We start from the raw sequence: 14329 nt of genomic DNA on the forward strand, positions 1-14329 counted from the left end.
TTTGTGAATACTCACTACCTAGCTTCAACCTGAACCTACGCCCACCAGAAACACCGCAGAACTGGCTCTGCCAGGCTGCTGGTGTTGCCCCCTGCAAGGGGGGTGGCGAAAGATGCGTAGCACTGCAGCCTGGGGGTGTGACTATCTAACCGGTGTTCTTCAATCCGCTAAATCCGTTGCCATAACGGGCCAAAGTCAGGCCCTCCATACTGATCTCCGGCGTGCGTTTGGACAGCACATCGGCCATCACCCGCCCGGTCCCGGCGGCCATGGTCCAGCCCAGCGTGCCGTGGCCGGTGGACAGGTGCAGGTTGGGGTACGGCGTGCCGCCCAGCACGGGCGTGCCGTCGGGGGTCATGGGGCGCAGGCCGGTCCAGAACGTAGCTTTGGAGGTGTCGCCGCCCTGGGGGAACAGGTCGGTGACCACGTGGTTCAAAGTGTTGCGGCGTTCCTCGTGCAACTCCAGGCTGTAGCCCGCCAGCTCGGCCGTGCCGCCCACGCGGATGCGGTCGCCCAGGCGGGTGACGGCCACCTTGTGGGTTTCGTCCATCACGGTGGATTCGGGTGCGCAGGCGGCGTTGGTGATGGGCACTGTGATCGAGTAGCCCTTGACCGGGTACACCGGCAGGTTGAAGCCCAGCGGTTTGAGCAGGATGGGCGAATAGCTGCCCAGCGCGACCAGATAGGTGTCAGCGGTGAGCAGGCCCGCACTGGTGTGCACACCGGTGATTTGTTTGCCGTCGGCGGCAATGCGCTCAATCTGCACGCCGTAGCGAAACTCCACACCCAGCGCCTCGGCCATTTTGGCCAGTGCGTTGGTGAACTTGAAGCAGTCGCCGGTTTCATCGCCCGGCAGGCGCAGCGCACCCACAAACTTCTCTTTCACCAGCGCCAGCGCGGGCTCGTACTGCAGGTAGGCCTCGCGGTCCAGCAACTGGAATGGCACTTTGTACTGCTTCAGGATGTCGATGTCTTTGGCGGTGCCGTCCAGCTGCTTCTGGGTACGAAAGAGCTGTAGCGTGCCCTGGCTGCGGTCGTCATAGGCAATGCCCGTGTCGGCGCGCAGTTGCACCATGCAGTCGCGGCTGTATTCGGCCAGCCGCACCATGCGGCCCTTGTTGGTCTGGTAGCGCGTCTCGGTGCAGTTGCGCAGCATCTGCGCGCCCCAGCGCCACATGGCGGGGTCGAGCAGCGGGCGGATGACCAGCGGGCTGTGCTGCATCAGCATCCACTGGATGGCCTTCAACGGCACGCCCGGCCCGGCCCAGGGCGACGAGTAGCCGGGCGACACCTCGCCCGCATTGCCAAAGCTGGTTTCCAGCGCGGGGCCGGGCTGGCGGTCGATGACCGTCACCTGGTGGCCCGCCTTGGCCAGGTAATACGCCGTGCAGGTGCCAATCACCCCGCTGCCCAAGATCAATACTTTCATGCGCCACTCCCTGACTCAAAAGCCGTAACAAACTGCAATATAAGTTGGTCTAATTTATTAAGCTATTGGTTATAAGAAAATCTAATTCAGAATTAGGGTGGGTTGTCTGGCACAGCGGCTGCCACTGCCATGGAGCATTTAGACGAAATAGCCCCCTTACGCCGATAGGACAAGCGTGAGCAGCTACTCTATGCATAGCAAAAAAACCAGGAGACACTTCATGCCCAGCATTTCCCTTCTCATCCACGGCCAGGCCGTTTGCGCCTCCAATGGCGCCACCTTCGAGCGGCGCAACCCGCTGGACGGCACGGTGGCCACCACCGCCCCAGCCGCCACGGTGCAGGATGCCATTGCCGCCGTAGAAGCCGCGGCAGCCGCCTTCCCCGCCTGGTCGGCCACCGGTCCGGGCCAGCGCCGCGCCCTGCTAACCAAGGCCGCCCACGCGCTGGAAGCCAAAGCCCCCGCCTTCATCGCCGCCATGGCCGCAGAAACCGGGGCTTCAGCGATGTGGGCCGGGTTCAACGTGCACCTGGCCGCAGGCACGCTGCTGGAGGCCGCATCGTTGACCACGCAAATCAGCGGCGAGGTGATTCCATCCGACGTGCCCGGCAACCTGTCCATGGGGGTGCGCCAAGCGGCGGGCGTGGTGCTGGGCATGGCCCCGTGGAATGCGCCGGTGATTTTGGGCGTGCGCGCCATCGCCGTGCCGCTGGCCTGTGGCAACACCGTGGTGCTCAAAGGCTCGGAGCTGTGCCCTGCCACCCACGGCCTGATCATCGAAGCCCTGCAAGAGGCCGGGCTACCGCCGGGCGTGGTCAACTTCATCACCAACGCCCCCGCCGATGCCGCCGCCGTGGTCGAGGCCATGGTGGCGCACCCGGCAGTGCGCCGCGTTAACTTCACAGGCTCCACCCATGTGGGCAAGATCATGGCCGCCACCTGCGCCAAATACCTCAAGCCGGTGGTGCTGGAGCTGGGCGGCAAGGCCCCGCTGCTGGTGCTGGACGATGCCGATCTGGAGGCCGCCGTGAACGCCGCCGCCTTCGGGGCCTTTGCCAATTCCGGCCAGATCTGCATGTCCACCGAACGCATCATCGTGGATGCCAGCGTGGCCGATGCCTTTGTCGGCCAGCTCGCCGCCAAGGCCGCCAGCCTGCCCCTGGGCGACCCCCGCCAGGGCCCCGTGGTGCTGGGCTCGGTGGTAGACATGGCCACGGTGCACCGCTGCAACGCGTTGATCGACGACGCACTAGCCCAAGGTGCCACCCTGCTGTGCGGCGGCAAGGCCGACAGCACGCTGATGCCCGCCACCCTGCTGGACCACGTTACGCCCGCCATGCGCATCTACAGCGATGAATCCTTCGGCCCGGTCAAAGGCATCGTGCGGGTGAATGGTGTGGACGAAGCCGTGGCCTGCGCGAATGACAACGCCTACGGCCTGTCGAGCGCGGTGTTTGGCCGCGACATCGCCCGCGCGCTGCAGGTGGCCGGACGCATCCAGTCCGGCATTTGCCACATCAACGGCCCCACGGTGCACGACGAACCGCAAATGCCGTTTGGCGGTGTCAAAGGCAGCGGCATCGGCAGCTTTGGCGGCCGTGCGGGCATCGAGGCGTTTACGGACCTGCGCTGGATCACCGTGCAAACCACCCCACGGCACTACCCGTTCTAATGCAAAATTTATTAAAATAATGGCTCTGGCGCATACAGCATCTACGCCAGTAGCTACTTATTACATAGCAAACAGCAGCAGCCACCCCAGCACCGCCCCGGCCACCAAAAACGGCAGCGACCACACGTGGAAGCTGATCCAGGCACGTGTGTCGGGGGCCATGCGCAGGGCGATCAGGTTGGCCAGTGAGCCGACCATCAGGCCGAAGCCGCCGATGTTGACGGCGTAGGCCAGCACTTTCCAGTCTTTGGAAAACTCGGCCAGTGCAATCGCAGCGGGTACGTTGCTGATAATTTGCGAACTGGCAATGCCAGCCCAGAACAGGTGCAGCGGCTGGGCCAGTGCCCAACCTGCCAGCGCGTGCTGCACCGCATCCAGCCCGACCAGCAGGCGCAGGTCGATGAACATCAGCACAAACACCAGCAGCAGTCCCCAGTCGATCTGCGCCAGCACGCGCCAATGCAGCACCCCCAGGCACAGCAGCACGGCCACCAAGGCCCAGGGCGCGTAGTGCAGGTCGGTCAGCAACAGAAACACGGGGTACAGCAGCAGCGACGCACCCAGCAGCCGGCGGTCCAGCGGGTATTCCGTATCGGGGTCGGTCGCCTGCAAGGCGCGGGCGGAGAAGGCCAGGGCCGTCACAGCCAGCAGCAACACCATCAGCACCGCCACCAGCGGCAGCATGTGCAGCACAAAGCCGCCAAACGAACTGCCCGACAGCTGCCACAGGAACAGGTTTTGCGGATTGCCAATGGGCGTGAGGGCCGAACCCGCATTCACCGCCAGCGCCTCGAACACCACCAGCCGGGTGGTCGGCAGCGGGGTGATGCGGCAGATGCCTAAGGTGAGCGGCACGACGACGAACAGCGCCACGTCGTTGGTCAGCACGGTGGACAACACAGCGGCGGCGCCCACCAGGCAGAGGGCGGCCGCGCGCTCGCTGGTCATGTAGCCCACCAGCCAGTGGCCCAGGCGGTGCAGTGCACCACTGGCCTCTACAGCCTTGGTCAGTGCCAGCAGGCCGGTGAGGGCGGCGATGGTGGGCCAGTCCACCAGGCCGGGGTAGGCGGCCAGCGGCGTGTGGGTGGCAAAGCTCAGGCCCACCAGACCCAGCAGCAGGATGTGCAGAAACCTGTCTTTGCGCAGCGACTCAAACACCGCTAGGCTGCTTGATTTTGCGGACCAACGCGGTGGTGGAATAGCCGTCCAGAAACGGAATCGCCCGCGCCGTGCCGCCGTAAGCCTGCACCACCGCCGTCTCGGCCAGTTTTTGCATGTCGTAGTCGCCACCCTTGACCAGGATGTCGGGGCGCAGTTCGGTGATGAGCTCCAGCGGCGTGTTCTCGTCAAACCAGGTGACCAGGCTCACCGACTCCAGCGCGGCCATCAGCACGGCGCGGTCGGCCTCGGCGTTCAGCGGGCGGTCTGGGCCCTTGCCCAGGCGGCGGGCCGAGGCATCGCTGTTCAGCGCCACGATGAGGCTGCCGCCCAGCGACCGGGCTTGCGCCAAATAGCTGGCGTGGCCGCGGTGCAGGATGTCGAACACGCCGTTGGTAAACACCCAGGGGCGAGGCAAATGGACCAGCCGGGCCGGTGCGTCGGCGCGGCTGCAGATTTTGGCCAGAAAGGCGGGAGGAGCGAAGGTGTCGGTCATGCGCAAATGCTAGCAGCCCTCAAGAACCGTGTTGCTTTGCCGATGATGGAACTGATACTCTTGCCCACCATGAACCTCATAGCCGTCAACACCTCCACGCTGCGCCTCGGGCAACCGCTGCCGTTTGCTTTGCGCAACGAACAGGGCGTGCTGCTGGCGCACAAAGGCTACATCATCACCGAGCGCGAAGAGATCACTTACTGGACCTCGCGCGGCATGACCCTGTGTGTGGACGTGGATGCGGCCGACAACCACCGCGCCTACGTCGGTAAGCTGTACGACATGGTGCGCACGGAGACTTCACTGGGCGACATTGCCGAAATGCAGCTGGGGGTATCCGACCTGGTTAAGGGAACCGCCACCGAAGCGGCTCGCATTCCCGACTGGACGGCCCTGCAAATCCGCGCCAACGGCCTGCTACGCGACCCGCAGGGGGAGCAGTTCCTGCCGCGGCTGGAAAAGCTCTATGCCGAGCTGCACACCTTGGTGCAGCACCACCCCGATGCCACGCTGTGCGCGCTGATGCATTTGTCGGCCACCGAAGTGCAGATGTACAGCGCCACCCACGCCATGCTGGTCTATGTGGTGTGCAGCCTGGCTGCGCGCGAGGTGCTGAACTGGCCGTCGGACCAGGATGCCACGCTGGGCAAGGCCGCGCTGACCATGAACATCGCCATGACCGCACTACAGGACGAATTGGCGGTACAAAACCATGCCCTGACCACCAAGCAAATCGACCAGGTGGAACAGCACGCACAGCGGGCCTTCAGCATGCTGGTGGCCATGGGGGTGGACAACGAAGACTGGCTGCTGGCGGTGCGCCACCACCACGACCGTGCACCAGGCCCGCTAGCGGACAAAACCGTGGCCATGCGGTTGGCCCGGTTGCTGCAGCGGGCAGACACCTTCATCGCCCGGCTGTCCCCGCGGACAGGCCGTTTGTCCATGCCGCCCAACGCCGCCATGCAGGCCTGCTATTTCGACGAAAAACAGCATGTGGACCAAGCCGGTGCGGCCCTGATCAAGGCCGTGGGCGTGTATTCACCGGGGGTGTATGTGCGGCTGGCAAATGGCGAGGTGGCGATGGTGATTCGCCGCAGTGCCAACACCACGGCCCCGCGCGTGGCGGTGATCATCAACCGCGACGGCATGCCCATGGGCGAGATGATCGTGCGCGAAACCAATATGCCCACCACCAAAATCATCGCCCACGTGCCGCACCGCGAAGTCAAGGTTCAGGTGCAGCTAGAACGCCTGCTGGCGCTGATTTAGTCTAGGTGGCGGCGGGGACTGCGGGTTCCACTTCGGCGGCCAGCTCCCTGCTGACTTCCTTGCGGTAGCGGTTCAGCTCTTGCACGGTCTTGAAGCTGCGGTCCATCAGCAGACTGAGGTTGTGCAGGATGCGATCGACCACCTTGCCCTCCCACACCGCATCGAACTTGATCTGCGTATCCAGCCAGTGCTCCAGCCACGCTGGGTCGGGCAGGCGGCTCTGGATGGTGTCGCGCGGAAACAGGCTCTCGTTCACGTGCAGGTTGGTGGGGTGCAACGCCTGGGCCGTGCGGCGGGCGCTGGCCATCAGCACGCCGACCTTGGTGAAGGCGGTACGGGCTTCATTGCCCACGTTGGCGATGGCGCGTTTCATGTAGCGCAAGTAGGCACCGCCATGGCGTGCTTCGTCCTGGCTGAGCTTGGTGTAAATGTTCTTGATCACCGGCTCGGAATGCCATTCGCTGGCGCGGCGGTACCAGTGGTTCAGGCGGATTTCGCCGCAGAAATGCAGCATCAGAGTCTCCAGCGGCGGGGCCCGGTCAAACTCGAAACGCACATCGTGCAGCTCTTGCTCGGTGGGCACCAGCTCGGGGCGGAAGCGGCGCAGGTACTCCATCAGCACCAGCGAATGCTTTTGCTCTTCAAAAAACCAGATCGACATGAAGGCGGAGAAGTCGCTGTCGTCCTGGTTGTCGCGCAAAAACATCTCGGTGGCGGGCAGGGCCGCCCACTCGGTGATGGCATTCATCTTGATGGTTTGCGCCTGCTCGTCAGAGAGCAAGGCCAGGTCAAACGCGTCCCATGGAACGTCTTTGTCCATGTTCCAGCGCACGGCTTCTAATTGTTTGAAAAGTTCAGGGTAGAGCATTGCAATCCTTCATAACACCTAAGACTATACGCAGCACCGGGCGGACTGGATTCAGGCCCTTTGTGTCCAGCGCTATGTAAGTCGTGACACTCCATTTTAGGCGGTCCATGCATTGCTTTATGTCAGAGACATGGCATCCAGGCTGTAGGCCACATAAAATAAAACTTGTTAGTCGCAAAGCGACTGATTGGTATATTATCGCTACATGTGTTTTCCATCCACCCCGTGCTTCACATTCCTTTACCCGCGTCTTGCGGCGCGGGCTAGGAACTTATGGCGGTCAGGGCCTGTCTGTACCGGCATTGCGGCCGATGGGACGCACACCTTTTTCTGGCAGCGAAGCCGTCCGCACTCTGTGTGTCGGAACGCAATCCCGGGGCGGTTCTCCTCCTCCCTCACTCCCTCGTTCGCCTTGGGGTGCTTCGCAGCCACTTTCCTTTCAGCGCAATGCCAAACCGCATGAAGCTGGCCATCGTCGGCTCCGGTATCTCCGGGCTGGCCGTGGCGCACAGCCTGCAGGGCCAAGCCCACACCACGCTGTTCGAGGCGGGCAGCTACTTTGGTGGCCATACCCATACTGTTGATCTGACCTTGCCCACCCCCGACGGCTTGGTCACCCACGGTGTGGACACCGGTTTCCTGGTCTTCAACGAACGCACCTACCCGCAGCTCATCGCCCTGTTGGCCGAGTTGAACGTAGCCACATCCAAAACGGATATGTCGTTCTCGGCCCAGATCCCTTCGAATGTGGCAGGCGAACGCTATGTGGAATGGAGCGGCAGCACCCTGGCCAGCGTGTTTGCCCAGCGCAGCAACCTGTGGAGCCCGCGCTTTTGGGGCATGCTGCGCGACCTGCTGCGCTTCAACAAGATCACCACCCAGCTCGCGCTGGAGGGAAACGATGCCGCCCTGGCCCAGCCCTTGGGCGAATTTCTGGACCAGCACCGCTTTGGCACCGCCTTTCGCGACTGGTATTTTTTGCCCATGATGGGCTGCATCTGGAGCTGCCCCACGGCACAGATGCTGTTGTTCCCGGTGGCCACCATGGTGCGCTTTTGCCACAACCACGGCCTGCTGCAGGTGCTGAATCGCCCGCAGTGGTGGACGGTAACTGGCGGCGCGCGGCATTACGTGGACAAGATCACCGCCAATATTGCCGACAAGCGCCTGAACAGCCCGGTGATGCGCATCGAGCGCAAGGCAGAGGGCGTGTTCATTACCAGCCAGCACCACGGCTTTGCCCGCACCGAGCGCTTCGACAAAGTGGTGCTGGCCACCCATTCCGACCAGGCCCTGGCCCTGCTGGCCGCGCCCACCCAAGCTGAGCAGGCTACGCTGGGCGCTATCCACTACCACGCCAACCGTGCCGTGCTGCACACCGATGCCTCGGTGCTGCCGCGCAACCCTACAGCCTGGGCCGCCTGGAACTACGAGCGTGCCCCAGCCACCGCCACCGAATCGGCCCGCGTGTGCTTGCATTACTGGCTCAACAAACTGCAGCCCCTGCCCTGGGCGCAGCCGGTCGTGGTGTCGCTGAATCCAACCCGCGAAATTGCGCGTACCCATGTCATGGGCACTTTTGACTACGCACACCCGGTTCTCGATCTCGCCGCCATCGCCGCGCAGCAGCGCATGCCCGCGTTGCAAGGCCAGCAAAACACCTATTTCTGTGGCGCGTGGATGGGCTATGGCTTCCACGAAGACGGCCTGAAAGCCGGGCTGGCGGTGGCCGAGCTGTTGAAAGCCGGGCCATGAACCAAGCCCCCCACCAGGCACAGATCGGCTTTGGCCAAGTCCGCCACACCCGGCTGCGCCCGGTGCGGCATGCGTTCGCCTACCCCACGTATTTTTTGATGCTGCCGATGCGCAACCTGGGCAGTACACCGCTGGCCATCAACCGCCGCGCCCCTTTGAGCTTTTACGACTGCGACCACGGCGATGGCCAAGGCAGCGCGCTGGCCTGGATGGAGGCCCTGCTGCAACGCGAAGGCATCACCGATGCCGACGGCGAAATCTGGTTGCACTGCTATCCGCGCGTCTTCGGCCACACCTTCAAACCCGTCAGCTTCTGGTACTGCCACCGCCCGAACGGCAGCCTGCGGGCCATCGTGGTCGAGGTCAACAACACCTTTGGCGAACGCCACTGCTACGTGCTGGACCAGCCCCGCTATGGCGTCGAGCTGACGGCGGCCAAGGTGTTCCACGTATCGCCGTTTTGCCCGGTGGAGGGCGGCTACCGCTTCCGCTTCATGCGCAGTGGCGACAAAACCGTGGCCCGCGTGGACTATGACGACAGCCAAGGCGCGTTGATCGAGACCAGCGTCAGCGGCACTTTGCAGCCCATTACCCCCGCCAGCATCCGCCACGCACTCTGGCGTTACCCGGCCATGACGCTGGGCGTGGTGGCGCGCATCCACTGGCAGGCCTTCCGCCTGTGGCGCAAACGCGTGCGTTTTTTCAGCAAACCCCTGCCGCCCAAAGATTTTGTGACGCGATAGTTCTGACGATTAAAAGAAGCCATGAACACCACCACCGCCCCCCGCTTTTCCGTGCCCAGCGATGCCCCGGCCGCCGCCCGTACCGCCCTGAAGCTGCTGCAACGCCTGCGCCACGGCAGCATCACCATGCAGTTGCCCGACGGCAGCATGCACGTGTTTGGCAACCACCAGCAGCACGGCGACGCTCCCACGGCGGCCATGACGCTGAAGAACTGGAATGTGTGTTCGGCAGCCCTCAAATCCGGCGACATCGGCGTGGCCGAAACCTATATCGACGGCGACTGGACCACGCCCAACCTGACCGATCTGCTCACCGTCTTCATATGCAACCGGCAAGAAATCGAAGACGTGATCTACGGCAACTGGGTGGGCCGCCTGTGGTACCGCATGAAGCACCTGCTGAACCGCAACACCAAGGCCAATAGCCAGAAGAACATCCACGCCCACTACGACCTGGGCAACGCTTTCTACAGCCTGTGGCTGGACGACAGCATGAACTACTCGTCCGCCTGGTTCGAAGGCGATCTGGACAAACCGCTGCGCGAGGCGCAAAACGCTAAGGTTCGCCGCGCCCTGGCCATGGCCCAGGTACAGCCCGGCGACCGGGTGCTGGAGATTGGCTGCGGCTGGGGTGCACTGGCCGAAATGGGCACCGTCGAATTCAACGCCCACGTCACCGGTGTGACCCTGAGCACAGAACAACTGGCCTTTGCCAACCAGCGCGTGCAGCGCCTGGGCGTGGACAGCCGCGCAGACCTGCGCCTGCAAGACTATCGCGACATTGCCGATGCGCCTTTCGACGCGATCTGCTCCGTCGAGATGGTTGAAGCCGTGGGCCGCGAATACTGGCCCACCTACTTCCAGACGGTGGCCCGCCTGCTCAAGTCCGGTGGCCGCGCCTGCGTGCAGAGCATCGTCATCGACGACAGCCTGTTCGAGCGCTACATCAGCAGCACCGACTTCATCCAGCAGTACATCTTCCCCGGCGGTTGCCTGCCCTGCCCGCGTGAATTCCGGCGCGAAGCCTTGGCGGCCGGGCTGGAGGTGGTGGACGAATTCGCCTTCGGCCCCGACTACGCCGAAACCCTGCGCCGCTGGCGCGACAAGTTTTTGGCTGCCCGCACAGAGGTGCTGCAACTCGGTTTCGACGAAAGGTTCATGCGCTTATGGGAGTTCTACCTGGCCTACTGCGAAGCCGCCTTCGACAAGGGCAACATCAACCTCGTCCAGTACACGCTATTAAAAAAATAGCTACTTGCGCAGGTGCTATCTGCGCTAGCGGCCTATTTTGCTTAAATGTGTGGGCGGCGGACGTACCTACCGACGTGGCCTCTACCGTGCCACAGGCCAGCCTGGCGGGCAGCACCCGGCTGAAGGTCTGGGGCTTTGACATCTACGACGCGCAGCTGTGGGTGGCCCCCGGCTTCCAGGCCGCGCGCTATGCCGATACCGCGTTGGCGCTGGAGCTGACTTACCTGCGCGACTTCACGCGCGCCGACATTGCCCGCCGCTCGCTGGACGAGATGCGCCGCAGTGCGACTATTTCCGACGCACAGGCCAAGGCCTGGCAGCAGAAGCTGGAATCGGCCATTCCCGACGTGAAGAAAACCGACCGCATCCTGGGCATCTACCTTCCGCAGACCCGTACCGCCCGCTTCTTCACCAATGGCCAGCCCACCGGCGAGGTCAGCGACGGCGACTTTGCACGCCTGTTCTTCGGCATCTGGCTGTCGCCCCAAACCTCCGAGCCCGCAATGCGCAAGGCGCTGCTGGCGGGCAACCCATGACCTCTGCCGCGGCATTCAGCCCCCGCAATGGCTTTTTGTACGGCCTGATGGGCCTGCCGCTGGCCTTTGTGGCGCTGCCGTTGTACGTTGTGCTGCCCAACCACTACGCCACCACGCTGGGCGTGCCGCTGGCGGTACTGGGGCAGATCTTGCTAGGCGCGCGCCTGTTCGACGGCATCATCGACCCGCTGCTGGGCCGTTGGGGCGATGCGTTGTTTGCACGCTCCAGCCGCGCCGTGCTTGGCGTAGCGTCAGGGGCGGCGGTGGTGATGGCGCTGGGCTTCTGGGGCCTGTTCTTTCCCGCCACCCAAGACCACGTACTGCTGTGGGCCGCGGCACTGCTGGTCGTCACCTACACCGCCTACAGCACCCTGGGCGTGCTGCACCAGTCCTGGGCCGGGCTGCTGGGCGGTAACGAGGCCGAGCGCAGCCGCATCGTCGCCTGGCGCGAAGGTCTGGGCCTGGTGGGCGTGGTGACGGCCAGTGTGGCCCCGGTGCTGTTGGGCCTGCCCACCACGGTGGTACTGCTGGCGCTGGCCCTGGCCCTGGGCTGGCTGGCCTGGACCCGCGCCATCGCGCCCGCCCCGCAAGGCCCGTCCAAGACCCACGCTGCGTTGTGGCTGCCGCTGCGCAACCCCCCGTTTCGCCGCCTGCTGGGCGTGTTCGTGCTCAACGGCATCGCCAGCGCCGTGCCCGCCACCTTGGTGCTGTTCTTTGTGCAAGACCGGTTGCTGGCCCCGCAGGCATTGCAGCCGCTGTTCCTGGCTACCTACTTTGTGTGCGCCGCCCTGTCGATTCCGCTGTGGCTGCGCCTGGTGCCCCGGCTGGGGCTGGCGCGCACCTGGGGCGTGGGCATGGGCGTGGCGGTGGCGGCGTTTGTGGGTGCGTCCCTGCTGGGTGCGGGCGACAGCACGGCGTTTCTCATCGTCTGCGCCGCCTCTGGCATCGCCCTGGGCACCGACCTGGCCCTGCCCAGCGCGCTGCTGGCGGGCATCGTGCAAAAACAAGGTACTGATGGACAAGGCTTCGCCGGCCTGTACTTCGGCTGGTGGAACTTCGCCACCAAGCTGAACCTGGCCCTGGCCGCCGGGCTGGCCCTGCCGCTGCTGGCCCACTTTGGCTACACCCCCGGCGCGCAGGATGCCGCCGCACTCAACGCCCTCACCGCCACCTACTGCCTGCTGCCCTGCGCCCTGAAGCTGGCAGCGGCGGCGGCGCTTTATTTGCTCATCATTCGCTCCAAGGACTCCCTATGAAACGCCGTCTCTTACTTTTGGCCACCAGCGCCGCTCTGGCCGGTTGCGCGGGCCCCCAAGTCGCCGATTACGCAGGCCAAACCCCCAAGCTGGACCTGCGCACCTACTTCAACGGCACGCTGGATGCCTACGGCGTGTTCACCGACCGCTCGGGCAAGGTGGTCAAGCGCTTCACCGTGCTGATGGTCTGCAGCTGGACCGGCGACGATGGCGTGCTTGACGAGTCATTTACCTACTCGGATGGCACGCTACAAAAGCGCGTTTGGCGCCTGCACCGCGAGGCCGATGGCCGCTACACCGGCCGCGCAGACGACGTGGTGGGTGCCGCCCTGGGCGCGGAAAGCGGCAACGCCTTCCACTGGCAATACACCCTGGCCCTGCCGGTGGATGGCTCGGTCTACAACGTGCAGTTTGACGACTGGATGTACCTCATGACCGACAAGGTCATGCTCAACAAAGCCACCATGAGCAAGCTGGGCATCAAACTGGGCGAGGTCACCTTGTCTTTCACCAAACGCTAAGCCAAATCGGCTTCTAGCGCATATAGCATCTTCGCTAGCAGCTATAAAAAACATAGTACCCACCATGGCACTGAATCCCCCCCTCACCGACTGGCGCGGCAAAACCGTGTGGCTGATCGGCGCGTCCAGCGGCATTGGCCGAGCCACCGCCGGGCTGCTGCACGGCCAGGGCGCGCAGGTGGTGGTGTCGGCCCGCCAGGCCGCCGCGCTCGATGCCTTTGTGGCCGAACACCCCGGCGCGCAGGCCTTGCCGCTGGACGCTGCCGACCCGGCCGCCGTGCGCGCCGCCGCAGACTCTCTGGACCGCATCGACGCGGTGGTGTACTGCGCGGGCTACTACCGCCCCCAGCGCGCCACGGCCTACAGCCTGGCCGAGATGCAGCAGCACCTGCAGGTCAACTACGTGGGCGCACTGCACATGCTGGATGCCGTGCTGCCTACCCTGCTGCGCCAGGGCCATGGTCACATCAGCCTGGTGGCCAGCGTGGCCGGGTACAGCGGCCTGCCGCAAAGCCTGGCCTACGGCCCCACCAAGGCCGCGCTCATCAACCTCGCCGAAACCCTGTACCTGGACCTGGTTGAGCGCGGCATCGGCGTGAGCCTGATTTGTCCCGGCTTCGTGCAAACCCCGCTGACCGCCCAAAACGAGTTCCAGATGCCCGCCCTCATCACCCCCGAGCAGGCAGCCCACGAGATATTGCGCGGCTGGGCGCGGGGCCAGTTTGAAATCCATTTCCCCAAGCGCTTTACCCGCTGGATGAAAACGTTGCGCCTGCTGCCCTACTGGGCTTACTTTCCCGCCATCCGCCGGATGACCGGGCTATGAACCAACCCATCGACGGCATCGTCGAATTTTTCGAAACGCTGACCCCGCAGTCGGTAGCCCGTTGCGGCGACTTCTATGCGCCCAACGCCCGCTTCAAAGACCCGTTCAAGGACGTGCAGGGCGTGGCCGCCATCCAGGGCATCTACGCGCACATGTTCACCGCCCTGGAAGCCCCGCGCTTCAAAGTGGTGGAGCGCATCGCCAGTGGCAACCAGTGTTTTTTGACCTGGGACTTCCACTTTCGTTTCAAAAACTTCGCCACTGGCACCGACCAGACTATCCACGGCGGTAGCCACCTGCAGCTGGACGCAGAGGGCCGCATCACCCTGCACCGCGACTACTGGGACGCGGCCGAGGAGCTGTACGAAAAGCTGCCTTTGGTGGGCGGGCTGATGCGCTGGTTCAAGCGGCGCGCTAACGCCTGAGTCAGCTTCAGCCAACGCATATATCCCGCTAAGAACGTTCTAAGATCGGCGGTGGCGAATACCACCACGGCAGACTATTGCCACCCACACCCCTCAACGGTAAAAAGGCGTCCTGTGCATT

At 64.1% G+C, this 14329-nt stretch carries 13 protein-coding genes and 1 pseudogene; 10 read left to right on the plus strand and 4 right to left on the minus strand.

Annotated features, from left to right (window positions below; genetic code table 11):
• Positions 1-145: 145 nt before the first annotated feature.
• Positions 146-1429, minus strand: coding sequence for a D-amino acid dehydrogenase (locus tag AC097L_RS08305; protein ID WP_479585860.1), 1284 nt, complete (start codon positions 1427-1429; stop codon positions 146-148).
• A 220-nt stretch (positions 1430-1649) separates the two neighbouring features.
• On the opposite strand from AC097L_RS08305, the gene AC097L_RS08310 reads away from it, so the two are divergent.
• On the plus strand, positions 1650-3101 hold the full coding sequence (locus AC097L_RS08310) for an aldehyde dehydrogenase (RefSeq protein WP_479585861.1): 1452 nt from the start codon (positions 1650-1652) through the stop codon (positions 3099-3101).
• 318 nt (positions 3102-3419) lie between these two features.
• Here AC097L_RS08310 and AC097L_RS08315 read toward each other — a convergent pair.
• Positions 3420-4259 (minus strand): annotated as a pseudogene (locus AC097L_RS08315) (SLC13 family permease); the annotation flags it as partial.
• Positions 4252-4755: a D-glycero-beta-D-manno-heptose 1-phosphate adenylyltransferase gene (gene rfaE2 / locus AC097L_RS08320; protein ID WP_479585862.1), complete on the minus strand. Its 504-nt coding sequence runs from the start codon at positions 4753-4755 to the stop codon at positions 4252-4254. The gene rfaE2 and the pseudogene AC097L_RS08315, both read right to left, overlap by 8 nt.
• A 69-nt stretch (positions 4756-4824) precedes the next feature.
• On the opposite strand from rfaE2, the gene AC097L_RS08325 reads away from it, so the two are divergent.
• A complete protein-coding gene (locus AC097L_RS08325; protein WP_479585863.1) occupies positions 4825-6027 on the plus strand; it encodes an HD-GYP domain-containing protein in 1203 nt (400 codons plus the stop codon).
• Position 6028: 1 nt separating this feature from the next.
• On the opposite strand, the gene AC097L_RS08330 is transcribed toward AC097L_RS08325, so the two are convergent.
• Positions 6029-6895 carry a ferritin family protein gene (locus AC097L_RS08330; RefSeq protein WP_479585864.1) on the minus strand — a complete coding sequence of 289 codons (867 nt, stop codon included), beginning with the start codon at positions 6893-6895 and terminating at the stop codon, positions 6029-6031.
• Positions 6896-7354: 459 nt separating this feature from the next.
• Between AC097L_RS08330 and AC097L_RS08335 the strand changes: the two genes are divergently transcribed.
• From AC097L_RS08335 to AC097L_RS08370, 8 genes are all read left to right on the plus strand, one after another.
• Positions 7355-8650: an NAD(P)/FAD-dependent oxidoreductase gene (locus tag AC097L_RS08335; RefSeq protein WP_479585865.1), complete on the plus strand. Its 1296-nt coding sequence runs from the start codon at positions 7355-7357 to the stop codon at positions 8648-8650.
• A complete protein-coding gene (locus AC097L_RS08340; protein WP_479585866.1) occupies positions 8647-9393 on the plus strand; it encodes a DUF1365 domain-containing protein in 747 nt (248 codons plus the stop codon). The genes AC097L_RS08335 and AC097L_RS08340 overlap by 4 nt, the downstream gene beginning before the upstream one ends.
• Before the next feature lie 21 nt (positions 9394-9414).
• The gene (locus tag AC097L_RS08345) at positions 9415-10644 is read left to right on the plus strand and encodes a class I SAM-dependent methyltransferase (protein ID WP_479585867.1); all 1230 of its coding nucleotides are present in this window, start codon (positions 9415-9417) and stop codon (positions 10642-10644) included.
• Positions 10645-10718: 74 nt separating this feature from the next.
• Positions 10719-11180, plus strand: a complete 462-nt coding sequence (locus AC097L_RS08350; RefSeq protein WP_479585868.1) for a chalcone isomerase family protein — start codon at positions 10719-10721, stop codon at positions 11178-11180.
• On the plus strand, positions 11177-12436 hold the full coding sequence (locus tag AC097L_RS08355; RefSeq protein ID WP_479585869.1) for an MFS transporter: 1260 nt from the start codon (positions 11177-11179) through the stop codon (positions 12434-12436). The genes AC097L_RS08350 and AC097L_RS08355 overlap by 4 nt, the downstream gene beginning before the upstream one ends.
• Positions 12433-12957 (plus strand): DUF3833 domain-containing protein, encoded by a 525-nt coding sequence (locus tag AC097L_RS08360; protein WP_479585870.1) that lies wholly within the window; start codon positions 12433-12435, stop codon positions 12955-12957. Before AC097L_RS08355 ends, AC097L_RS08360 begins: the two co-directional genes overlap by 4 nt.
• A 64-nt stretch (positions 12958-13021) precedes the next feature.
• Positions 13022-13783 carry an SDR family NAD(P)-dependent oxidoreductase gene (locus tag AC097L_RS08365; protein ID WP_479585871.1) on the plus strand — a complete coding sequence of 254 codons (762 nt, stop codon included), beginning with the start codon at positions 13022-13024 and terminating at the stop codon, positions 13781-13783.
• The gene (locus AC097L_RS08370) at positions 13780-14208 is read left to right on the plus strand and encodes a nuclear transport factor 2 family protein (protein WP_479585872.1); all 429 of its coding nucleotides are present in this window, start codon (positions 13780-13782) and stop codon (positions 14206-14208) included. Before AC097L_RS08365 ends, AC097L_RS08370 begins: the two co-directional genes overlap by 4 nt.
• Positions 14209-14329: the final 121 nt, after the last annotated feature.

Source organism: Rhodoferax sp. RT5P35, from assembly GCF_056521385.1.